Source organism: Amycolatopsis sp. NPDC049868 (genome assembly GCF_044461365.1).
Lineage (GTDB): Bacteria > Actinomycetota > Actinomycetes > Mycobacteriales > Pseudonocardiaceae > Amycolatopsis.
The window spans coordinates 1,054,331-1,075,197 of record NZ_JBITKV010000002.1; the positions used below are offsets into that span (position 1 = coordinate 1,054,331).

The following is a 20,867-nucleotide window of genomic DNA, read 5'->3' on the forward strand; positions in this document are numbered from 1 at the left end:
CACCGGCTGACGATCACCAGACTTCCCTGGAGGAAACCTTGATGTCCAAGCGAGTACTGGCCGCCGCGATGGTCGCCGTGCTGGCCATCGCGGGCTGCGGGTCCGGATCCGGCGACAGTGACCCGAAAACCCTGAAGCTGTGGCACTACGAGGCGCCGGACAGTGCGATGGGTGTGGCCTGGGCCGAAGCGATCAAGCAGTTCGAAGCGAGTCACCCCGGCGTCAAGGTCGCCTTCGAGGAGAAGGGGTTCGAGCAGATCCAAAAGACCGCGCCGATGGTGCTCAATTCGGGCGACGCCCCGGATGTCTTGGAGTACAACAAGGGGAACGCCACCGCGGGGCTACTGTCCAAACAGGGCTTGCTGACCGACATCAGCGAAGCGGTGACCGCACGCGGCTGGGACAAGCAGCTCACCCCGGCGCTCCAGACCACCGCCCGGTACGACGAGAACGGCGTGATGGGATCCGGGAAGTGGTACGGGATCCCGAACTACGCCGAGTACGTGAAGATCTTCTACAACAAGGACATGTTCGCGCGGCAGGGTCTCGAACCGCCGAGGACGATCGAGCAGTTGACCGCGGCCATGGACAAGTTCACCGGGGCCGGGATCACCCCGCTGGCCGTCGGCGGGTCGGAGTATCCGGCGCACCAGGTCCTGTACCAGCTGGCACTGACCAAGGCCGACCGCGGCTGGGTGGACCGTTACCAGCGCTATACCGGCAAGGTGGACTTCCACGACGCCGCGTGGACCTACGGCGCGACGACCTTCGCCGACTGGGTGAAGAAGGGGTACATCAGCAAGGAATCGGCGGGGGTCGACGCCGAGGCGATGGGCATGTCGTTCATGCAGGGCAAGTACCCGATTATGATCAGCGGCAGCTGGTGGTACGGCAGGCTGGTCCAGAGCATCAAGGACTTCCAGTGGGGTTCGGTCCCCTGGCCGGGGATGACCGCGGGGTCCGCGGGCAACATGTGGGTCATCCCCAAGGGGTCGAAGAACCGCGACCTCGCGCTCGACTTCATCGCGATCACGATGTCCCAGCCCATCCAGGACAAGCTGCGTGAGGCCGGCGGTGTCCCGGTGGTAAACGGTCCCACACCACCGGCCGAGCCGCGGCTGAAGGATCTGGTGGAGGACTTCACCGCTCTGTCCACACAGGACAATCTGGCGTTCTATCCCGACTGGCCCGCTCCCGGCTACTACGACGTCCATGTCTCGGCGACCCAGAAACTCATCACCTCGAGCGCCCAGCCGTCGCAGGTGCTCGACGAGCTCGCCAAGCCCTACGAAGAGAATCTGGCGAACGTCGGCAAATGACCAGGGGACGGGGAAACTACCTGCTCTTCCTGATCCCCGGCGCGCTGCTGCTGATCGCGGTGATCCTGGTGCCGTTCGCGATGAACATCGGCATCAGCTTCACCCAGTGGTCCGGCGCCGGCGATCCGAAGTGGACAGGGCTCGACAACTACCGGCGGTTGTTCGCGGACGACGTCTTCTGGGCGTCGTTCCGCCACAACCTCGGGCTCGTGGTGGCGATGGCCATCGTGCCTGCCGTGGCCGGGCTGGTGATCGCGGCCGCGCTGTTCGATTTCGTGGCCAAGCGGTTCGGGACGAGGGCGGCCAGTGTGCTGCGGGCCTGCGTCTATCTGCCGCAGGTGCTGCCGATCGCGGTCGCCGGCATCGTGTGGAGCTGGCTTCTGGCGCCTGAGGGGGCGGTGAACGAAGTCCTCTCCGCCGTCGGGCTCGGCTCGCTCGGCCAGAACTGGCTGGGCGACCCGGATGTCGCGCTGTGGAGCGTGATGGGTGTGATGGTGTGGATCCAGGTCGGCTACCCGGTGGTCATCTTCATGGCCGGGATGCAGCGGGCGGATCCTTCGCTGCACGAGGCGGCGGAACTGGACGGCGCGTCGTGGTGGGGCCGGTTCTGGCATGTGACGGTGCCACAGCTACGGCCAGAGGTCTTCGTGGTCCTGCTGACCTGCACCATCGCCGCGCTGAAGGTGTTCGGCCCGATCTACGTGCTGACCAGGGGAGGCCCCGGAGGATCCACCAACGTGCCGTCGTACTACTCGTTCCAGAACTTCTTCGAGAAGACCCAGGTCGGCTACGGCGCGGCGATCGCGACCGTGCTCACGGTGCTGATCCTTGTGCTGACCACAGTGTTCCTCCGTGTGCAGAAACGGGGTGAGCGCGCGTGAAACGGTATGTGACGCTCTGGTCGTTGATCGTGCTCGCGGTCGTGATGCTGGCGCCGTTCCTGGTCGTGGCGCTCAACGCGTTGAAGTCCCCGGCCGAATACGCGGCGGACGGCCCGCTGTCCTTTCCGGACGGGGTGTACCTGCAAGGGCTGATCGATTTCTGGGTCCGGGTCGGGTTCGGGCAGAAACTGCTCAACAGCGTCGTGATCAGCGGGTCGGTCGCGGTACTCGCGGTGGTGATCTCGGTGCTGAACGCCTACGCGCTGGGAATCGGCCGGGTCCGCGGCAGGACGTGGATCCTGGTCGCCTTCCTCATCGCGAACACGCTGCCGCAGGAGGCGCTGGCGTACCCGCTGTACTTCCTCGCCAACGAGACCGGTCTTTACGACACGCGACTCGGCGTGATCATCATCTTCACGATCATCCAGGCCGCGTTCGGCACCTATCTGCTGTCCTCGACGTACGTCGGATTCCCGCGCGAACTGCTCGAGGCCGCTCATCTCGACGGCGCGAACAAATGGCAGACCCTGGTGCGGGTCGTGGTGCCGATCAGCAGGCCGACCCTCGGTGTGCTGTTCGTGTTCTTCTTCATCTGGACGTGGAACGAGTTCTTCCTGCCGCTGATCCTGCTCATCTCCAACGACACCCAGACCGTCCCGGTCGCCTTGGGTGTGCTGCAGGGCCAGCGGATGATGGACGCGACCATGACCAGTGCCTCGGCGTTGCTCGGGGTCATCCCGGCGATCGCCTTCTTCCTGATCTTCCAGCGGACGTTGACACGTGGCATCACGGCAGGGGCGGTCAAATGAAGTTCAGCAACGGCTACTGGCTGCTGCGCGACGGGGTACAGGCGGCGCATCCGGTCGAGGTGTACGACCTCACCGCGGGGGACGGACGGATCGTGGTGCACGCGCCGACCCATCCCGTCCGCCACCGCGGCGATCTGTTGAAGGGGCCGGTGGCGACGGTCGGGTTCTCCTCGCCGATGCCGGACGTGATCGGGGTGAGTGTCACGCATTTCGAGGGCGGGCTGCCGCGAGAACCGCGCTTCGAACTGTCGGCCGCCGACGACGAGGCGAAAGTCTCCGAGGACGGGAACACCCTCACCGCGGGCGCGTTGTCGGTGCGGCTCCACCGCGGCGAAGGGTGGAAGGTCGACTTCGTCGCGGACGGCAAGGTGCTCACCACGAGCGGGGCCAAGGGCATGGGCTTCATGAGCCTCGACGGCGAGCACCATGTCCGCGACCAGCTGGACCTCTCCGTGGGGACCCAGGTCTACGGGCTCGGCGAGCGGTTCGGGCCCCTGGTGCGCAACGGGCAGGTCGTCGACATCTGGAACGCCGACGCCGGGACGAGCAGCGAACAGGCCTACAAGAACGTCCCGTTCTACCTGACCAACGCCGGCTACGGCGTGTTCGTCGACCATCCGGGGCACGTGTCCTTCGAGGTCGCCTCGGAAGCGGTGTCGAGGGTGCAGTTCAGCGTCGTCGGCCAGTCCCTGGAGTACTTCGTCATCTACGGCCCGAGCCCGAAGGAGATCCTGCGCAAATACACGGCGCTGACCGGCAGACCGGCGCTTCCGCCCGCGTGGTCCTTCGGGTTGTGGCTGTCGACGTCGTTCACCACCTCCTACGACGAGGAGACCGTCTCCGGATTCGTCGACGGCATGATCGAACGCGACCTGCCGCTGAGCGTGTTCCATTTCGACTGCTTCTGGATGCGCGAGTTCAACTGGTGCGACTTCGAATGGGACCCGCGGACATTCCCGGACCCCGTCGGCATGCTGGAGCGGCTGAAAGCGCGGGACCTGCGCATCTCGGTGTGGATCAACCCGTATGTGGCGCAACGGTCACCGTTGTTCGCCGAGGGCGTCGCGGGCGGGTACCTGTTGCGGAAACCGAACGGTGACGTGTGGCAGTGGGATCTCTGGCAGCCGGGAATGGCGTTGGTCGACTTCACCAACCCCGCCGCGCGCGAGTGGTACGCGTCCAAACTGGACACTCTGCTCGAACAGGGTGTGGACTGTTTCAAGACCGATTTCGGCGAGCGGGTGCCGACGGACGTCGTCTACTTCGACGGCTCGGATCCCGAGCGCATGCACAACTACTACACCTATCTCTACAACCAGACCGTCTTCGACGTGCTCCGCAAGCGTCGCGGTGAGGGCGAAGCCGTGGTGTTCGCGCGCTCGGCGACCGCGGGGTCGCAGCAGTTCCCGGTGCATTGGGGCGGCGACTGCGAATCGACGTACGAGTCGATGGCCGAGAGCCTGCGTGGCGGACTTTCCCTCGGCCTGTCCGGTTTCGGGTACTGGAGCCACGACATCGGCGGTTTCGAAGGCACCCCGGATCCGGCGCTGTTCAAACGCTGGATCGCGTTCGGGATGCTGTCCTCGCACAGCCGGTTGCACGGCAGTTCGTCCTATCGGGTGCCCTGGCTGTTCGACGAGGAGGCCGTCGACGTCCTGCGGGTGTTCTCCAAACTCAAGGCGCGGCTGATGCCGTACCTGTGGCAAGCGGCGGCACAGGCGGCGGCCGAAGGTACGCCGATGATGCGGGCGATGGCGCTGGAGTTCCCGGCCGATCCGGCGTGCGCCCATCTGGAGCGGCAGTACATGCTCGGCGATTCGCTGCTGGTGGCGCCGGTGTTCTCGGACGAGGGCGAGGTGACGTACTACGTCCCGGACGGTGTCTGGACCGACTTCTTCACCGGCGACGAGATCCAGGGGCCGCGGTGGGTGACCACCGTCTGCGACATGCTCACCGTCCCGCTGCTGGTACGCCCCAACACCGTTCTGCCGCTGGGCGCCGTCGACGACCGGCCGGACTACGACTACGCCGACGGAGTCACGCTGCGGCTGTACCGGCTGGACGACGGCGCCAGGATCACCACCAGCGTCGGCGGTTCGACGTTCCACACGCGCCGGGACGGCGACAGCGTCCACATCGACGTCGACTCCGCGCCCGACGGCTGGCAGGTGGCCTTTCCCTCGGGTGACGAGACGATCGTGGCGACGGGGAGCGCGTTGACGATTCGCGGCGCCGTCTCCTAGGACGGCCGCGCTGGATCACCTGGGGTACCGGCTTGAGCGTCGCGAAAGCCACTTTCGGGACATCAGATGTCCCGAAAGTGGCTTTCGCGACACCGGTTCAGGGAAGGTGCCGGACCGGTGTCGCCTGTGCGCAGAAGCTCGACCTTCACACCTTCCCGAGTACATGATGGCTCCCTTCCTTGCGCCTAGGTACAGGAAGGGGGCCTTCATGTACAACCCGGCTCGTGAGTGGCGTTTCGGGCTAGAGCGGCCCGAAACACTCACGACCGCACCGCACTCGCGCAACACCGGGCTAGGAAGGCGCCGGGCCGGTGCTGCCCCGGTCGGTCAGGCGGGGCGACAGCAGCCGGACCTCGGCCTGGCCTCCGTCGTCGAGACGGCGCATCGCCATCTCGACGGCGAGGCTGCCGAGTTCGGCGGCGGGGATGGCGATCGAGGTGAGCTGGACCGACTGCGCCTCGGCCATGTCCTCCGGGCAGACGGCCAGTACCGAGATGTCCCGGGGCACCTGCTTGCCGCGACGGTTCAGTTCGGACAGCAACGGGCCGAGGATGGCCTCGTTGTGCACGACCAGCCCGGTGACGCCGGGATGTTCGGCGAACACGTCGTCGAGGCAGGCGCGCAGCGCGTCGTAGGAAGGCGCGCACGGAAACGAACCGGCGCGCACCTTGCGTTTCGTGGCCGTCTGGCGGAAACCGCGCAGAAAGCGTCCCGCGTAGCTCGTGCCACGTTTGTAGACCGCAGGGGAGGGGCCGATCAACGCGACCTCGCGATGACCGAGGTCGGCCAGGTGCGTGACGCTCGCGGCGCCGGCGGCGGTGAAGTCGAGATCGACGCAGGTCAGGTCGCCGGGGTCGGCGGGAACGCCGATCAGCACCACCGGCCGGTGCAGGGATCTCAGCACCGGGAGACGCGGCTCGGAGGTTTCGACGTCCATCACGATCAGCGCGTCCGCGATGGAGGACGCGGCGACACGGCGCAGGCCGTCCGGGCCCTCGTTCTTGGTCAGCAGGAGCACGTCGTGGTCGTAGGTGCGTGCTTCGGTGACGGTGGCCGCGACGAACTGCATGACCACCGGGACGTTCAGGTCCGTCCGCAGCGGGACGACGAGCGCGAGCACGTTGGTGCGGCTGCTGGCCAGCGCGCGGGCGCCCGCGTTCGGGTGGTAACCGAGTTCGCTGATGCTGTGCTGGACGCGGCGGCGGGTGTCCTCCGAGATCGAACGCCGTCCGGACAGCACGTAGGACACGGTGCTCGGGGAGACTCCGGCCGCCCGGGCGACGTCTGCGATGGTGACCATCAGCCGATGATAGTGGGAGTCGAATCGATTCGACGGTCTCAGCGCCCGGAGGGTCGCGTACCGCCCTTGCTCAGTTCGATCAGCCGGGGCAACGCGTCGGTGGGCAGCGAGACACCGCGGTAGACCATGAGTTTGGTGAACTGGCGCATCGGCATCGAGGCGACCATCCGCATCCAGTCCGCGCTGCTTTCGGCCCGATTGGCCTGGCCGGCGAGCAACTTGCCGAGCTCCGGCCCCACGATCGGGTGACCGAACCATTCCTCGACGGTGGAGTCGATCGACAGGACCGGGATGATGACGTCGCCGGCCAGCCTGATGGGTGCTTCGGCGATGATCCGCGCGGCGCTCTGGCCGACTTGGACGGTGTAGTCGCCGGGCGAGACCACCCAACGGCTCAGTTCGATGTCGTACCAGGCGAACGCGCGGCGATCGAGGGCCAGTTCGACCCGCCGCGTCTCACCCGGTTCGAGCGAGATCTTGGTGAACGCGCGGAGCTCCCGTGCCGGGCGGCGAACGGGAGCGGCGCCGGTGGCGACGTAGACCTGGACGACGTGTTTACCGGCGCGGGTTCCGGTGTTGGTGACGTCCACCGCGACGGTGGCGGAGTCGTCGCCCGTCGCCGTGACCGTCAGGCCGGTGGTCTCGAAGGTCGTGTAGGACAGGCCGTGGCCGAAGGGGTAGCGGACCGCGACCTCGGCGGTTTCGTAGTAGCGATAGCCGACCATGACCCCCTCGCCGTACCGGACGTGGCCCGACTCGCCGGGGAAGTTGAGATAGCTGGGGTTGTCCTGCAACCGCACCGGAATGCTCTCGGCGAGACGACCCGACGGGTTGGTGACGCCGAAGAGGAGGTCGGCGAGCGCGCTTCCGCCTGCCTGACCGAGCAACCAGCCGTCGAGAATGGCGTCGACGTCGTCATGCCAGCCCTCCAGCGACACCACGCCGCCGTGGGACAGGACGACCACGGTGCGCCTGCTCGCCGCCGCGACCGCCTTGACGAGTTCGACCTGCGACGGCGGAAGATCGATCGTGTCCCGGTCGAAGCCCTCGGATTCGTCCTTCTCGCCCAGGCCCGTGAACACCACCGCGACGTCGGCCTCACCGGCGATCTCGACGGCGTTGTCGGCCAGGCCGCTCGCGTAGGTCACGGATTCCCCGAGTGCCCGGATCGCGTCGAGCGGGGTGTCGACCCGGGTGGGATTGACGTGGGAGCTGCCGCCGCCCTGGAAGCGGGGGTTTACGGCGAACTCGCCGATGACCGCCACCACCGACCGGGTGGCCAGGGGTAGCGTGTCCCGGTCGTTCTTCAGCAGGACGGCGCAGTCGGCGGCGACCTCTTTCGCGATCCGGTGCTGCTCGTCGGAATCGACGTCACCGCTCGCGGGCATCACCCGGTCGGTGAGAGCGAGAACGCGTCGGACGCTCCTGTCGACGACGGCTTCGTCCAGTTCTCCGCTCCGCACCGCCGCGACGATCTCGGCGTCGCCGCTGCCACCGGTGCCCGGCATCTCGAGGTCCAGCCCCGCCGCGAGCGCGGCGACCCGGTCGTTCACCGCGCCCCAGTCCGAGACGACGGCGCCTTCGAAACCCCATTCGTCACGCAGGACGTCGGTGAGCAGACGCCGGTTCTGGGAGGCGTGGACGCCGTTGACCCGGTTGTACGAGCACATCACCGTCGCGGGGTGCGCTTCGGTCACCACACGTTCGAACGCCGGGAAATAGATCTCGCGCAGGGTCCGTTCGTCGACCTCCACGCTGACCCGCATCCGGTCGGTCTCCTGGTTGTTGGCCGCGAAATGCTTCACCGAAGCGCCCGCGCCTTCCGCCTGCATGGCCCGCACGTAGGCGCCGGCGAGCACCCCGCTCAGCAACGGGTCCTCGGAGTAGTACTCGAAATTGCGGCCGCACAACGGCGACCGTTTGATGTTCACACCCGGGCCGAGCACGACCGAGACCCCGGCCGCGCGAGCTTCCCTGCCGATGGCCGCGCCGATCCGCGCGGCGACCTCGGTGTCCCAGCTGGAACCCACCGCGACCGACGGCGGAAAACAGGTGGCGGACACGCTGTCGTGCACACCGAGATTGTCGGCCTCGCTGTCTTGCCGTCGCAGGCCGTGCGGGCCGTCGGAGAGCAGGATCGACGGGATCTCCGCGGCTTCGATCGCCTCGGTGTGCCAGAAGTCCCGGCCGGACAGCAGCGACGCCTTCTGCTCGAGGGTGAGGCCGGTGGGTTCGTGCTGAGAGGTCAACGGGATTCCTTCCGGCTGGGAACTGTCCACTGTGTTCGAGAATGCCAGAAGGAGCGGGAAGCGGCTTCCTGCCCTGAAGCCTCACGTGGAGCCATTGTCTCCCTCTGTTCCGTCCGCTAACATCGCTGCGACAGCGGTATCGAATCGCTTCGATACCCCGTCCTCTCGTTCGGTCGCACCACCTCGAACACTGCACACGAATGCCACGGATATCTCCACGAAGTTCATCGAAGCGCTTCGATAGTGACGGAGTTCCCATGCGCAGAGCAGCTTTCTCCCTCCGCTTCCGCCGGATGGGTATGTTCACCACGACGGTCGCCCTGCTGGTGGGACTCACTTCCCCGGCGCTCGCGGACGACTACCCGTTCCGCGATCCCGGCCTTCCGCTGACGGCGAGGGTGGACGATCTGGTCCGGCGGCTGACTCTTGCCGAGAAAGTCTCGTTGCTGCACCAGTTCCAGCCGGCGATACCGCGCCTGGGGGTGCCCGAGTTCAAAACGGGAACCGAAGCGCTCCACGGCCTCGGCTGGACGACGGAGCGGACGAACGGCACCGTCGTGACCGCGAACGCCACGGTCTTCCCGCAGGCGATCGGGCTGGCCTCGACCTGGAATCCGGCGTTGATCGAACGGGTCGGATCGGTCGTCGGTGACGAAGCGCGGGGTTACCACTCGCAGGACCCCGGTTTCTGGGGCCTCCAATTGTGGGCGCCGGTGGTGAACCTGCTGCGTGACCCACGATGGGGACGCAACGAGGAGGGGTACTCCGAAGATCCCCTGCTGACCGGGGCCATTTCGACGGCGTACGGAAAGGGCATGGTCGGTGACCACCCTCAGTACCTCAAGACCGCTCCGGTCCTGAAACACTACTTGGCCAACAACAACGAGGTCGACCGCACCACGACGTCGTCCAACCTGCGTCCACGGGTTCTGCGGGAATACGACGAGCAGGCGTTCAAACCCGCGATCGCGGCCGACGCGGCGACCGGCGTGATGAGCTCGTACAACCTCGTCAACGGACGGCCGGCGACGGTCAATCCCGATCTCGACGAGGTGGTGCGGTCGTGGACCGGCAAGACGCTCTACAACGTCAGTGACGCCGCCGGCCCGCACAACCTGAACGGCTCACAGAAGTACTTCGGCACCAGCGAGGAAGGGTTCGCTGCCGCACTCAAGGCCGGTCTCGACGGGTTCACCGTCGACAACCAGGACCCCGCGAACACCATCAGGATCGTCACCTCCGCGCTGGCCAAGGGGATGCTCGCCGAAGCCGACATCGACAAGGCGGTGAAGCACGTCCTGAGCGTCCGCTTCCGGCTCGGCGAGTTCGACCCGGACGGCGGCCCGTACGCCAAGATCGGCAAGGACGTGGTCAACAGCCCCGCGCACCGGCAACTCGCCCGCAAGGCGGCAGGCGACGCCATGGTGCTGCTGAAAAACGACCGCGGCACCCTGCCGTTGGATCCGAAGCGGAGCGTCGCGGTCATCGGACCGCTGGAGAAGACCCTGTACACCGACTGGTACTCCGGCGGACTGCCGTACAAGGTGACCCCGGTGGACGGGATTCGCGCGCGGCTCGGCGCCGGGGCGCGGGTCACCGACACCGAGGCCGTCGACAGGATCGCCTTGCGCGACGCCGTCACCGGCAAGTACCTCAGCGGCGGCGCGGGCGAGACGGGCGCGGTGCTCAAGACCGGCCCCACCAGCGCCGGCGCCACGGAACAGTTCGACGTCTTCGGCTGGGGCGACGGCGTGCTGACCTTGCGCGGTGTCGCCAACAGCAAGTACGTCGAGCGGCAGAACCTCGCGGACGCCACCAGCCGGTTCGTCAACCAGGCACCGCAGCCGCGGGACTGGTTCGTCCACCAGCAGTTCAAGCTGGAGGACGCGGGGGACGGCACGGTCGTGATCAGGTACGCCGGCTACGAAGTCCCGAACGACTGGGACGGCCCGAACATCTATCTCACGGTCGCCGCCGACGGCACGCTCACCCTGGGCTCACCGGACGCGGCCGGAGCGACCAAGTTCCGCAAGGAGCAGGTCATTTCCGGGATCGACAGCGCGGTGAAGACGGCGCGATCGGCCGAAACGGCGGTCGTGGTGGTGGGCAGCATGCCGTTCATCAACGGCAGGGAAGACCATGACCGCACCACGACGGCACTGGCGGAGAGCCAGCGCGAGTTGATCAAAGCTGTGCGCGAGGCGAACCCGAACACCGTCGTTGTGGTCGAGAACAGCTATCCCACGACGCTGAACTGGGAACAGGAGAACATCCCGGCGATCCTGTGGACCTCGCACGCCGGCCAGGAGACCGGCAACGCCCTGGCCGACGTGCTGTACGGGGACGTGAACCCGGCGGGCCGGCTCACCCAGACCTGGTACCGCTCGGACGCCGACCTCCCGGACATCCTCGACTACGACATCATGAAACGCGGCAGCACCTACCAGTACTTCACCGGCGATCCGCTCTACGCCTTCGGGCATGGACTGTCCTACACGAACTTCCGCTACAGCGACCTGCGCCTCGGCAAACCGGGTCCACAAGGGACGTTCGAAGCGACGGTGAAGGTGACCAACACCGGCGAACGCGCCGGTGACGAAGTGGTGCAGCTCTACACCCGCCAGCTCGTGTCCCGGGACAAGCAGCCGAATCAGCAGCTCCGCGCCTTCCAACGAGTGAACCTCGAACCCGGACAGAGCAAGACGGTGCGCCTGTCGGTGCCCGACCTCCGGCATTGGGACGTCACCCGGGGCAAATGGGTACTGGAATCGTCCGTCCACGAAGTCATGGTCGGGGCGTCCGCTTCCGATGTCAGGCTGCGCTCCGCGCTCCCCGTACGAGGCGAGCAGATCCCGCCGCGTGACCTGACCAGGGACACCAGGGCGATCGACTTCGACGACTACTCGGGCGTCGAACTGGTCGACGAAAGCAAGGTCCGCGGGGACGCGGTCGGCGTCGGCGCGGGAGACTGGCTGCGCTTCAGCGACGTGGACTTCCGTGCCGGGGCAAGGACCTTCACCGCCCGGACGGCTCGCGCCGAACCGGGAACGTCCACCGTGGAAATCCGGCTCGGCGGCCCGCACGGCAGACTCGCCGGAACCGCGCGGATCGTCAGTACCGGCAACAAGTACACGTACTCGACCACCAGTGCGACGGTGTCCGGCCTGAGTGGACGGCACGACGTCTATCTCGTCTTCACGTCCGACTCGAGAATCAGCACGTTTTCCCTTCGGTAGCGGTCCATTGGTGAAATGACACGAAAGGAACCCGGCTATGCGCAGGCAAGCACGATTCTTTATGGGCAGTGTCGTCATGGCGTTGGTCGCCGTCCTGGTGATGGGCGGGACGGCGCAGGCCGCCACCTGGAGTTCTTCGGACAAGTGGGGGACCTGGTCGAACGGCGGCTACACCGTCCGTAACAACGTCTGGGGCGGCGGCGCCGGCCCGCAATCGATCTGGGCGAACTCCTACAGCAACTTCGGTGTCTGGGCGGACCACCCGAACACCGGCGGGGTGAAGTCGTATCCGCATTCGGCGAAGCACGTCGGCCGCCAGTTGAGCGGGCTGCGGAGCCTTTCCAGCAGTTTCAACGTTTCCAGGCCGGGTGGTGGCGCCTACGCGACGGCGTACGACATCTGGGCGAACAACAACGCCTACGAGATCATGCTGTGGATGAACAAGCAGGGCGCGGTGGGTGCGATCGGTTCGAAGGAGACCACGGTTTCCGTCGGTGGCCACACCTGGGACGTCTACCGGGGGAGCAACGGCGCCAACGCGGTGTTCTCCTTCCTGCGCACCTCCGACACGAACGCGGGTTCGGTGGACGTGCTGGCCGTGCTGAACTGGATCAAGAATCGTGGCTGGTACGGCGACGTGACGGTCGGTGAGGTCCAGTTCGGCTTCGAGATCACGTCGTCCAGTGGTGGCATGAACTTCGCGGCGAACAGCTATTCCGTAGCCTCGTCCTGATCGGTGACCGGGGGTCGCGATATCGGACGAGTTGGTCGAGGGCGTGGTGTGGCAACTGGTCTGTTCTCACCGGTCGGCCGAGGACTTTCGCCTCTCGAACGGGTGCACGAAGTGCGGGATGTTGGGGTGAAATCCGAGCAACTGCCGCTTGAACCCTGAGGTGAGTGTCATGCGTCACGAGCCCGCCATGTGTCAGCCTTCTCGCCCGGTGGTTGCCCGTGGCCGTCTCGGGCTCGGGGACGTGCGGCAGGTCGAGGCCAGGACCAGGACTTTCCGCGCGCTTGACTACCGCTACGGCGGTGGGTGGTGCTCGGATGCCGTGGCGGTTCAGCAGATGTGGGCGTCACGTCTGCTCGCCGGGATCTGCGGTGATGCGGTGCGGCGGCGGTTGTCCGCGGCGTTGGCGGATCTGACGAATCTGGTGGGGTGGACCGCGTTCGACTCGGGCCGCGCCGATCTCGCGCACGCCACGTTCGATCGGGCACTGGACTTGGCCGGTGCCGGCGACGATGTCGTGTTGGTGTCGAATATCTGCTACCGCAAGGGGCGGGTTTTCCTGCACTACAACGAGCCTTGGCCGGCACTTGCCGCGTTCCGGCGCGGCGAGCGCGTGGCGGCGGCAGGCGGCTCGTCGCTGATGGTGAGTGTGCTGCGCGCGAATATGGCCTGGGCGTACGCGATGCTCGGCGACTGCCGTCAGGCGACCGCATGGCTCGGCCGGGCGCGGGCGGCGTTCGACGAAGCCGATCTGACCGACGTTCCGCCGTATGTGGCGTTCTTCGGCGAGACCGACCTCATGGCGATGGCCGGTACGGTGCACAACGAACTCGCCACCACCGCGGATCCCGGCTACGCCGCCGCGGCGATCACCGAATTGACCGAGGTGGTCAACTCCTACACTGACGCCATGGCGCGCAGCAAAGCGTTCTGCCTGACGATGTTGGCCACGAGTCACCTCGTCAACGGCGATGCCGACCACGCGGTCGAGGTGGCCGACGCGGCATTGGCCGGTGCGGCGAGCCTGAATTCCACCCGTCTCACCGACCGGCTGCGGCCGCTGTGGGCGCAGGCGCACCGGCGCCGGACCAACGCCGACGCACGCGACCTCGCCGACCGGATCGCGGATCTCCACGTGGCGGCATAGCACCACGTCTTGCCCGCGACTCACCGCTGGAGCGCGACGGCTGCCGGGTGGGGATATTTCCGCGACGGCAACCATTCTCGTCCTTACCTGGTCGGGTGGGCGCCGCCGTTGACACCGAAAGTCTGCCCGGTGATGTGCCGGGCACCGGCGGAAGCGAGGAAGTACACCGTTTCGGCGATGTCAGCGGGAATCCCGGCGCGGCCGGTGCTGGTCGCGTCGATCAGCTGCTCGGCCCGCTCGGCGGGGAGCTTGTCCCGGAAGAACTCGGTCTCGCGGATGTATCCCGGCGAAACCACGTTCGCGGTGATCTTGCGGGCCCCGAGCTGCTTGGCCAGGTCGACGTTCCACGACGCGAGTCCCGCCTTGGCCGCGCCGTACGATCCGGCGCCCTGGTCCGCGGCGATGGACCCGATGTGGATCACCGATCCGCCTTCGGTCAGCTTGTCCTGGACAGCGGTGGTGGTCAGCACCGCGCTGATCAGATTGGCGTCCAGGTTGGCCCGCCAGTGCGCGAGGACCCCGGCGAGCCCGTCCTGCTCGGGGAGGTCGAAGTCGGTGTTGCCGCCCGCGTTGTTGACCAGTACGTCGATCGGCCCGTCCAGCGCGTCCAGCGCGGCGGTCACCTGTTCGGGATCGGTGCCGTCGCAGACGAGCGGCCGGACCGACGAGCCGAGGTCGGCCGCCGCCGAGACCAGTACGTCCTTGCGGCGGCCGGTGATGTGCACGACGGCGTCGGACGCCGCGAATCTCGCCGCCACGGCCCTGCCGATGCCGGTTCCCCCGCCGGTGACCAGGATCGTCCGGGTCATCTAGCCTCCTTGTGTTCGCCAGTCTCAACTCACGTTTAGACCTAAATGATAGGCTGTGCGTCGTGCAGCCGACAACCGCGGTGGAGGTCTGGGATGAGTGCAGCGTCCGAAAAGGACCCCACGCCGGACGCCGCGGACGAGATCGAGGCGGCATGGCAGCGCGAACGGCCCGGCACGTCGACCGAGTCCATCGGGATCGTGACCCGGGTGTGGCAGCTGGCGAAGCTGTTCGGCGAGGACCGGCGCCGCGTCCTGCTGGACTCCGACGTCGATTCGGCCACGCTGGACCTGCTCAGCATGCTCCGGCGCAGCTCACCGCCGTACTCGCTGACGACCAGGGAGCTGGCGAGGCTGACCCTGGTCACGGCGGGGGCGATTTCGCAGCGGGTGGCCCGCGCGGAACGCGAGGGGCTGGTCGAGCGGCACACCGAACCGCGCGGCCGCAGCGTGTACGTGACACTGACCCCGGCCGGGCACGCCCTGGTGGAGCAGACGGTCGATCGGGTGCTGGAGCGGGAGCTCGAGCTGATCTCCGGGCTGAGCGACGAGCAGCGCGCCCAGCTCTCCGCACTGCTACGCGTGCTCCTCGGCGAGGTCCAGGGCCGATGCAACGATCACGGTGTTTCGCATGTCGGTGATGTCGGTTCGGGGCTCTGAACCCCGCCGGGTGCGGATCAGAGCAAGCGGGTGAAATGCCGGACGACCCGTTGCGCCTGATCCGGGTTCAGCCGTCGAGTCGGCGGCAACGTGCTCAGAACCTCGCGCGCGCGGTGCGCTCCGCCAGTTTTCGTTACGTGGCCAGACTTCTTCGACGACTTCGCCATCGCCCAATCGGAGATTCCGCCTACGACCCTTCCCGCTAGGTCGCCACTACCTTGCCGGGATTGAAGATCCCGTGCGGGTCCAACGTGTCCTTGACCGCCCGGCTGAGCGCCAGCACGGCGGGCCCGGCCTCGGCGGCCAACCCTTCCCGTTTGAGAGACCGACTCCGTGCTCGCCGGTCACCGTGCCGCCCAGGTCCAGCGCCGCCGCGCGTCGAACAGCGCGTCGGCCTCCTGCTGGTCGGTCGAGCGCGCCGCGAATGTCGCACCCGCCTTCTCGAAACAGGCCAGCATCGCCTCGGCTTCTCGTTCGCCCGCCGGACCAGCGCTGTCGGTGCGGCCCAGCAACACGACGTCGGCCTCGGTCGACAGGCCCATGTGCTTCCACTCGTCGACCGCGGCCAGGCAGTGCCGGTCGATCAGTTCCAGCGCGGAGGGCACCAACCCGGCGTCGGCGACGGCGGCAACCGCGTTCCCCGCGTCGACGACGGAGGAAAAGTAGCCCACGACGGTGTGTTCGGGCTGGCGGGCAGGGCACAGCCGCAGGGTGATTTCGGTGATGACGCCGAGCGTGCCTTCGGAGCCGACCATGAGCCCGGCGAGGTCGTAACCGGCGACGCCTTTGGCGGTGCGGCGGCCGACACGGACGAGTTCGCCGGTCCCGGTCACGAACTCCAGGCCCAGGACGTAGTCGCCGGTTGACGCCGTACTTCACGCAGCACAGTCCGCCCGCGTTGGTGGCGACGTTGCCGCCGATGGTCGACCACGGTGCGCTCGCGGGGTCCGGCGGGTACCACAGGGCGTGCTCGGCGCAGGCAGACCTGGACTCGGAGGTGCGCATGAGGCGGCTCGGCGCCGACTGGCGGACGCGGAAGCGCGACTTCGCCGGTTCCAGGAAGCTATCGGGGCAGGGGTGGATCCCACGGCCGTCGTCGATGCCATGAACCAGGCACACGCGGAGCGAGTTGCGGCGAAGGCCGAGCTGGACGGAGCGCCTGCGAGCCGGAGAGTCACAGACGGAGAGATCTACGCGATGATCGATTCGCTCGGTGATGTCGGAGCGATGCTCGCCGATGCGAAGCCAGCCGGGCTGGCCCGGCTCTACCAGCGGCTGAACCTGGAGTTACGCTACGAACCAAAAGAGCTGGCCATCTATGCGATGACCAGCCCCGGTGTAGATACTGCGTGTGTCCGAGGGGCGTGCTGCTCACTATCCACACGCCTTTGGTTGAAGTAGTGACTGGTAGTTGAGTGTGTCTGTAGCCGGCGAGTGAGTACTTCCATGTCAGGAAGATCGAACTAGCTCCTGACCAGGCGCTCCTCTGGTTCTGCAGGCCTTCGTCTCCCGTTTCTCCTAATTATGGGCTTTCGCGCCGTTAGCGCTCGGCGGGTTCGGACGGTTGAGCTCGTCCGCGAGTCCTTTGAGGGGCTTGGTGAGGTATGGGTCGCGTTCGATCCATCGTTTTCCTTCGGCGGCGATGCCGTCCCGGATGTGCAGGGTGTGGGCGAGCCCGGTGACGTCGAGGTTATCTGTGCGACCACGTCCGGGCTCTCGTCGAAGAGTGTTTCCGCGAGCACCTGATCCGCCGGTGCGAGAGGCGGGACAAACCTGAGCAGCAGTCGTCTGCATACTCAGCTTCTGTTGCGCAACGCACTCGCCGCAGTGATCGATCTGCCGGACCGCCTCAGGTCTGACGCTACTGCCGGTCGGCGGGGATGGTGGTGGCGAGGAAGTTGAAGTAGCGGAGGTGCTTCCAGTTGTCGTGGTTGCCGATGATGGAGAGGCGGCGTTTGGCGCGGGAGGCGGCGACGTCGAGGAGGTTGGGTTTTTCGGCCGCCCAGGCGCGTGCGCCGGTGCTGGGCCGAACGGGCGGCGCGGCAGGTCGGAAACGTCCGATTCGGCGGTTGTGTCGGCCTCGGGTGGGTCAAGGGGCGGGGGCTTGTGCGCCCAGCCTGGTGGGGCTAGCCCTACTCCGGGTGGCTCGGTGCGGACAATGGGTCACCTCGCGGTGCAGACTTGTCGCAGATCCGATCGACGGGACCGGCGCGAACAGGAAAAGGACGTGGCCATGCGAGGGCTGGTGAAGTGGGCGGCGGACGCCGGAACGGGGTTCTGGCGGGCAGCGGCGCTGACCGCGGTCAGCATGGTCGTCCCGGCCATGTGGGCCGCCGCGGTGTGGCTGATGATCGCGTGGGGCAGCCCGTGGGCGGCGACCGCGCCCGCGCTGTGGGCGGTGGTGGCCACCTTCCTGCTCGCCCGGCCGATCTGCTGGACCTTCCGGTTCTTCCGCCGGAGCTGGACCGGCGTGGTCGTGCCCGGCGGGTACCGGGAACCGGTGCCGGCGGTGCAGATGTCCACCGGGTACTGGTGGAACGGGTCCTCGTACGCGAAGAGCCGCCGCGAGGCCGAAAAGGACCAGCGGCTGCGGATGCTCTGGAGCGACCCCGCCACTTGGCGCGATCTGCGATTCGTCTGGATCGCGCCGTTCACGGCCGGGATCGTGGCGGCCGTCCCGCTCGCCGGGGTCGCCTGCCTGGTCTGGGGGATCCTCGATCCGGGCCTGGCCAGCATCCTGCTCGCGGGGGTCGGCCTGGTCGCGGCGGTGGGCGCCGCGCCCTACGCCTGGCGGGTCATCGCGCCCGTGACCGATCGGTTCCTGCGCGGCTCGCCCGCGATGATCCTGGCCGACCGGGTGGACGAGCTGACCGCCCAGCGCGCGGACACCACGGTCGCGCAGGCCGCGGAGATCAGCCGGATCGAGCGCGACCTGCACGACGGCGCACAGGCGCGGCTGGTGGGGCTCGGGCTTTCGCTGGCCACCGCGGAAAAACTCATGGAGACCGACCCGGAAAGTGCGCGGGCGCTGCTGCGGGATGCGCGGGCCGGTGCGGCCGCCTCGCTGTCCGAACTCCGCGAACTCGTCCGCGGCATCCGGCCCGCGGTGCTGAACGAACGAGGACTGACCGACGCGGTGCGCGCTTTCGCACTGGACAGCCCGCTCGAAACGACAGTCAGCACGGATGTGCAGCTGAGCCTGGACGCGCCCATCGAGTCCGCGCTGTACTTCGGCGTCGCCGAGCTGCTGACCAACGCGGCCAAGCACGCGAGCGCGACGAAGGCGACCGTCCTGATCGCCCGGGACTCCACCAGCATCGCCATCGAAGTGGAGGACGACGGCAAGGGCGGGGCGAACGAACAGAACGGCGGGGGGCTCGCCGGACTGCGGCGGCGCCTGGCGGTGTTCGATGGCGACCTGAAGATCACCAGCCCCGTGGGCGGTCCGACCCGAGTGAGGATGAGCGTGCCGTGCGAGTAGTCGTTGCCGAGGACCTGTATCTGCTGAGGGACGGAATGGTCCGCCTGCTGGAGGCGTACGGCCACACGGTGGTCGGCACGGCCTCCACCGGCCCGGAGACCCTGGAAGCCCTGCGGACCCTGAAGCCGGACGTGTCCATCCTCGACGTCCGGATGCCGCCGACCCAGTCCGACGAGGGGCTGCGCGCGGCGCTGGCCGCCCGCAACGAGATGCCGGGCCTGCCGGTGCTGATCCTCTCCCAGCACGTCGAACAGCTCTACGCCCGCGAACTGCTGGCCGACGGCACCGGCGGCGTCGGGTACTTCCTGAAGGAAAGCGTGTTCGACGCCGACCAGTTCATGGACGCGCTGGAGCGCGTGGCGGGCGGCGGCACCGCGATGGACCCGGTGGTGATCAGCAAACTGCTTGCCAGCGGCAGTTCGAACCGCAGACTGGAAGCACTGACCGAACGTGAACACTCGGTGCTCGGCCTGATGGCCGAAGGGCTGTCCAACCAGGCGATCGCCAAGCGTCTCTTCCTCGGCGACAGCGCGATCAGCAAGTACACCACCTCCCTGTTCGGCAAGCTCGGCATCACCGACGACGACAGCAGCAACCGCCGCGTGCTGGCGGTCCTCGCCTACCTGAACAGAGCCAGCTAGCCAGTCCGGCGGGCCAGCGGCACCGGTCCCCACGGGTCTCCGGCGCCCGGGTTTCGTCATGCCCTCAGCCGCTTACACAGCGAACAGGATCAACCACTCTCAGTTCATTCGAAAGGAGGCAGCATGATCGCGACGTTGACCGACCGGTACGTGGCCGCCGCTTTGCGGCACGTGTCGTGTCGGGCGCGGCCGCAGCTCGAACGGGAACTGCGCGCCGTGATCACCAGTGAAATCGACGAACGCATCGCACTGGGCGAATCGACCTACGAGGCCGAGTACTCCACGCTCGGGGACCTCGGCGACCCCCGCCGGCTGGCCACGCACTACGCCGACCGCGCCACGGTGCTGATCAGCCCGGAGACCTATCCCGACTACGCGCGGGCGCTGCGCTGGGCGGTGGCGGTGTGCCCGCCGGTCGCCTACACCGCCGCCGCGCTCGCCCGCCGGAGGCGCGGGGCTTCGGCGGCCGCGGCGCTCGTTGAGCCGCTGCGGCTCGCGCTGACCATGGCGGCCTGCCTCACGGTCACGGTGACCGCCTGGTTCGTCCTGGTCGACCGCGTCCGCGCGGACCGGCCGGACGGCGGCTGGACGCCCGACGCGCTGCTGCCCGCCCCCGTCCGCACCCGAACCGACCATCGGCAGCTGATTTTCTTCCCCTGAAAGGAATTCCAGTGAACATCAGCCAGACGAGCACGGTGCAGTCCGTCTCGAGCGAGCACGAGTCCAAGAACATCCGCCGCGAGATGCTGCTCAACCTCGGCATCAACGTGGCGGCCCCGATGGCGCTGTTCTACGGTCTGCGCGGCGCGGGGCTCAACCAGTGGGTCGCGCTCGCCATCGGCATGGCGCCCGCCCTGCTCCGCGCGGTGTACACGGTCGTCAAACAACGCAAGATCGACGTCACCGCGCTGTTTTCGCTGAGCGTCATGCTGTTCAGCATCGTCATCTCCTTCGTCACCGGGAGCCCGCGGCTGCTGCTGGCCAAGGACGGCCTGCTGACGGTGGTGATCGGCGGCTGGATCCTGCTCAGCCTGCTGCGGATGCCGTTCATCTTCCAGCTCACCCGGTCGATGATGTCCGACGAGGCCCGCGAGCGCGCCGATCTCAAATGGGCCAAATCGCCGACTTACCGGCACATCATCCGGGTCATCACCGCGATCTGGGGCGTGGTGCTGGTGCTCGACGCCGGGGTGCGGGTGCTGCTGGCCTACACCCTGCCGATCGACAGCGTGCCGCTGATCAGCGGTCTGCAGTTCATCGGTGTGTACATTGTGATCGAGGTCGCCACCCGGATCTACGCGCGCCGCAAGGGTTTCGCCGAAGCGGTCGAGGTCGAAGCGGGCGTCCCGTACATGTGAGCGGAGT

16 protein-coding genes and 1 pseudogene are annotated in these 20,867 nt (G+C 67.4%); 13 read left to right on the plus strand and 4 right to left on the minus strand.

The features are described from left to right. Positions 1–41: 41 nt before the first annotated feature. From ACIBTM_RS13280 to yicI, 4 genes are read left to right on the plus strand one after another with little or no spacing between them, the layout of a single operon-like run. The gene (locus ACIBTM_RS13280; protein WP_395876734.1) at positions 42–1,319 is read left to right on the plus strand and encodes an ABC transporter substrate-binding protein; all 1,278 of its coding nucleotides are present in this window, start codon (positions 42–44) and stop codon (positions 1,317–1,319) included. Beyond that, positions 1,316–2,200 carry a carbohydrate ABC transporter permease gene (locus ACIBTM_RS13285; protein ID WP_395876735.1) on the plus strand — a complete coding sequence of 295 codons (885 nt, stop codon included), beginning with the start codon at positions 1,316–1,318 and terminating at the stop codon, positions 2,198–2,200. The genes ACIBTM_RS13280 and ACIBTM_RS13285 overlap by 4 nt, the downstream gene beginning before the upstream one ends. Then, positions 2,197–3,009, plus strand: coding sequence for a carbohydrate ABC transporter permease (locus ACIBTM_RS13290; RefSeq protein WP_395876736.1), 813 nt, complete (start codon positions 2,197–2,199; stop codon positions 3,007–3,009). The genes ACIBTM_RS13285 and ACIBTM_RS13290 overlap by 4 nt, the downstream gene beginning before the upstream one ends. Further along, positions 3,006–5,252, plus strand: a complete 2,247-nt coding sequence (gene yicI, locus ACIBTM_RS13295; RefSeq protein ID WP_395876737.1) for an alpha-xylosidase — start codon at positions 3,006–3,008, stop codon at positions 5,250–5,252. The genes ACIBTM_RS13290 and yicI overlap by 4 nt, the downstream gene beginning before the upstream one ends. A 292-nt stretch (positions 5,253–5,544) precedes the next feature. Here yicI and ACIBTM_RS13300 read toward each other — a convergent pair whose 3' ends face one another. Further along, positions 5,545–6,552, minus strand: a complete 1,008-nt coding sequence (locus tag ACIBTM_RS13300) for a LacI family DNA-binding transcriptional regulator (protein ID WP_395876738.1) — start codon at positions 6,550–6,552, stop codon at positions 5,545–5,547. A 38-nt stretch (positions 6,553–6,590) separates the two neighbouring features. Next, the gene (locus tag ACIBTM_RS13305; RefSeq protein WP_395876739.1) at positions 6,591–8,801 is read right to left on the minus strand and encodes a glycoside hydrolase family 3 C-terminal domain-containing protein; all 2,211 of its coding nucleotides are present in this window, start codon (positions 8,799–8,801) and stop codon (positions 6,591–6,593) included. Positions 8,802–9,058: 257 nt separating this feature from the next. On the opposite strand from ACIBTM_RS13305, the gene ACIBTM_RS13310 reads away from it, so the two are divergent. The 3 genes from ACIBTM_RS13310 to ACIBTM_RS13320 all read left to right on the plus strand — a co-directional run bounded on the left by ACIBTM_RS13310 (position 9,059) and on the right by ACIBTM_RS13320 (position 13,914). Beyond that, complete coding sequence (locus ACIBTM_RS13310) at positions 9,059–12,037, plus strand: glycoside hydrolase family 3 C-terminal domain-containing protein (protein WP_395876740.1); 2,979 nt, start codon at positions 9,059–9,061, stop codon at positions 12,035–12,037. 37 nt (positions 12,038–12,074) lie between these two features. Then, entirely contained in the window at positions 12,075–12,770 is a 696-nt protein-coding gene (locus ACIBTM_RS13315; protein WP_395876741.1) for a hypothetical protein, read from the plus strand. Between the two features lie 169 nt (positions 12,771–12,939). After that, positions 12,940–13,914: a transcriptional regulator gene (locus ACIBTM_RS13320; protein ID WP_395876742.1), complete on the plus strand. Its 975-nt coding sequence runs from the start codon at positions 12,940–12,942 to the stop codon at positions 13,912–13,914. A gap of 83 nt (positions 13,915–13,997) precedes the next feature. On the opposite strand, the gene ACIBTM_RS13325 is transcribed toward ACIBTM_RS13320, so the two are convergent. Beyond that, positions 13,998–14,723, minus strand: a complete 726-nt coding sequence (locus ACIBTM_RS13325; RefSeq protein WP_395876743.1) for an SDR family NAD(P)-dependent oxidoreductase — start codon at positions 14,721–14,723, stop codon at positions 13,998–14,000. A gap of 93 nt (positions 14,724–14,816) precedes the next feature. On the opposite strand from ACIBTM_RS13325, the gene ACIBTM_RS13330 reads away from it, so the two are divergent. Further along, positions 14,817–15,380 carry a MarR family winged helix-turn-helix transcriptional regulator gene (locus ACIBTM_RS13330; protein ID WP_395876744.1) on the plus strand — a complete coding sequence of 188 codons (564 nt, stop codon included), beginning with the start codon at positions 14,817–14,819 and terminating at the stop codon, positions 15,378–15,380. Between the two features lie 202 nt (positions 15,381–15,582). On the opposite strand, the pseudogene ACIBTM_RS13335 reads toward ACIBTM_RS13330, so the two are convergent. Further along, positions 15,583–16,367: pseudogene (locus tag ACIBTM_RS13335) on the minus strand (FAD-binding oxidoreductase); the annotation flags it as partial. Positions 16,368–16,457: 90 nt separating this feature from the next. Here ACIBTM_RS13335 and ACIBTM_RS13340 point away from each other — a divergent pair. The 5 genes from ACIBTM_RS13340 to ACIBTM_RS13360 all read left to right on the plus strand — a co-directional run bounded on the left by ACIBTM_RS13340 (position 16,458) and on the right by ACIBTM_RS13360 (position 20,860). Beyond that, positions 16,458–16,781: a hypothetical protein gene (locus ACIBTM_RS13340; protein WP_395876745.1), complete on the plus strand. Its 324-nt coding sequence runs from the start codon at positions 16,458–16,460 to the stop codon at positions 16,779–16,781. A gap of 832 nt (positions 16,782–17,613) precedes the next feature. Beyond that, positions 17,614–18,861 carry a sensor histidine kinase gene (locus tag ACIBTM_RS13345; protein ID WP_395876746.1) on the plus strand — a complete coding sequence of 416 codons (1,248 nt, stop codon included), beginning with the start codon at positions 17,614–17,616 and terminating at the stop codon, positions 18,859–18,861. Beyond that, positions 18,852–19,502, plus strand: a complete 651-nt coding sequence (locus ACIBTM_RS13350) for a response regulator (protein WP_395876747.1) — start codon at positions 18,852–18,854, stop codon at positions 19,500–19,502. Before ACIBTM_RS13345 ends, ACIBTM_RS13350 begins: the two co-directional genes overlap by 10 nt. Before the next feature lie 123 nt (positions 19,503–19,625). Continuing rightward, entirely contained in the window at positions 19,626–20,162 is a 537-nt protein-coding gene (locus ACIBTM_RS13355; RefSeq protein ID WP_395876748.1) for a hypothetical protein, read from the plus strand. Positions 20,163–20,173: 11 nt separating this feature from the next. Continuing rightward, positions 20,174–20,860 carry a VC0807 family protein gene (locus ACIBTM_RS13360; RefSeq protein ID WP_395876749.1) on the plus strand — a complete coding sequence of 229 codons (687 nt, stop codon included), beginning with the start codon at positions 20,174–20,176 and terminating at the stop codon, positions 20,858–20,860. Positions 20,861–20,867 lie beyond the last annotated feature (7 nt).

What these genes read in the sequence shown, in the direction of transcription:
- ACIBTM_RS13315 (WP_395876741.1), top strand. Translation starts at nt 12,075, where the DNA reads ATGCGCAGGCAAGCACGATTCTTTATGGGCAGTGTCGTCATGGCGTTG.
- ACIBTM_RS13285 (WP_395876735.1), top strand. Translation starts at nt 1,316, where the DNA reads ATGACCAGGGGACGGGGAAACTACCTGCTCTTCCTGATCCCCGGCGCG.
- yicI (WP_395876737.1), top strand. Translation starts at nt 3,006, where the DNA reads ATGAAGTTCAGCAACGGCTACTGGCTGCTGCGCGACGGGGTACAGGCG.
- ACIBTM_RS13300 (WP_395876738.1), bottom strand. Translation starts at nt 6,552, where the DNA reads ATGGTCACCATCGCAGACGTCGCCCGGGCGGCCGGAGTCTCCCCGAGC.
- ACIBTM_RS13325 (WP_395876743.1), bottom strand. Translation starts at nt 14,723, where the DNA reads ATGACCCGGACGATCCTGGTCACCGGCGGGGGAACCGGCATCGGCAGG.
- ACIBTM_RS13355 (WP_395876748.1), top strand. Translation starts at nt 19,626, where the DNA reads ATGATCGCGACGTTGACCGACCGGTACGTGGCCGCCGCTTTGCGGCAC.
- ACIBTM_RS13310 (WP_395876740.1), top strand. Translation starts at nt 9,059, where the DNA reads ATGCGCAGAGCAGCTTTCTCCCTCCGCTTCCGCCGGATGGGTATGTTC.
- ACIBTM_RS13330 (WP_395876744.1), top strand. Translation starts at nt 14,817, where the DNA reads ATGAGTGCAGCGTCCGAAAAGGACCCCACGCCGGACGCCGCGGACGAG.
- ACIBTM_RS13280 (WP_395876734.1), top strand. Translation starts at nt 42, where the DNA reads ATGTCCAAGCGAGTACTGGCCGCCGCGATGGTCGCCGTGCTGGCCATC.
- ACIBTM_RS13345 (WP_395876746.1), top strand. Translation starts at nt 17,614, where the DNA reads ATGCGAGGGCTGGTGAAGTGGGCGGCGGACGCCGGAACGGGGTTCTGG.
- ACIBTM_RS13320 (WP_395876742.1), top strand. Translation starts at nt 12,940, where the DNA reads ATGCGTCACGAGCCCGCCATGTGTCAGCCTTCTCGCCCGGTGGTTGCC.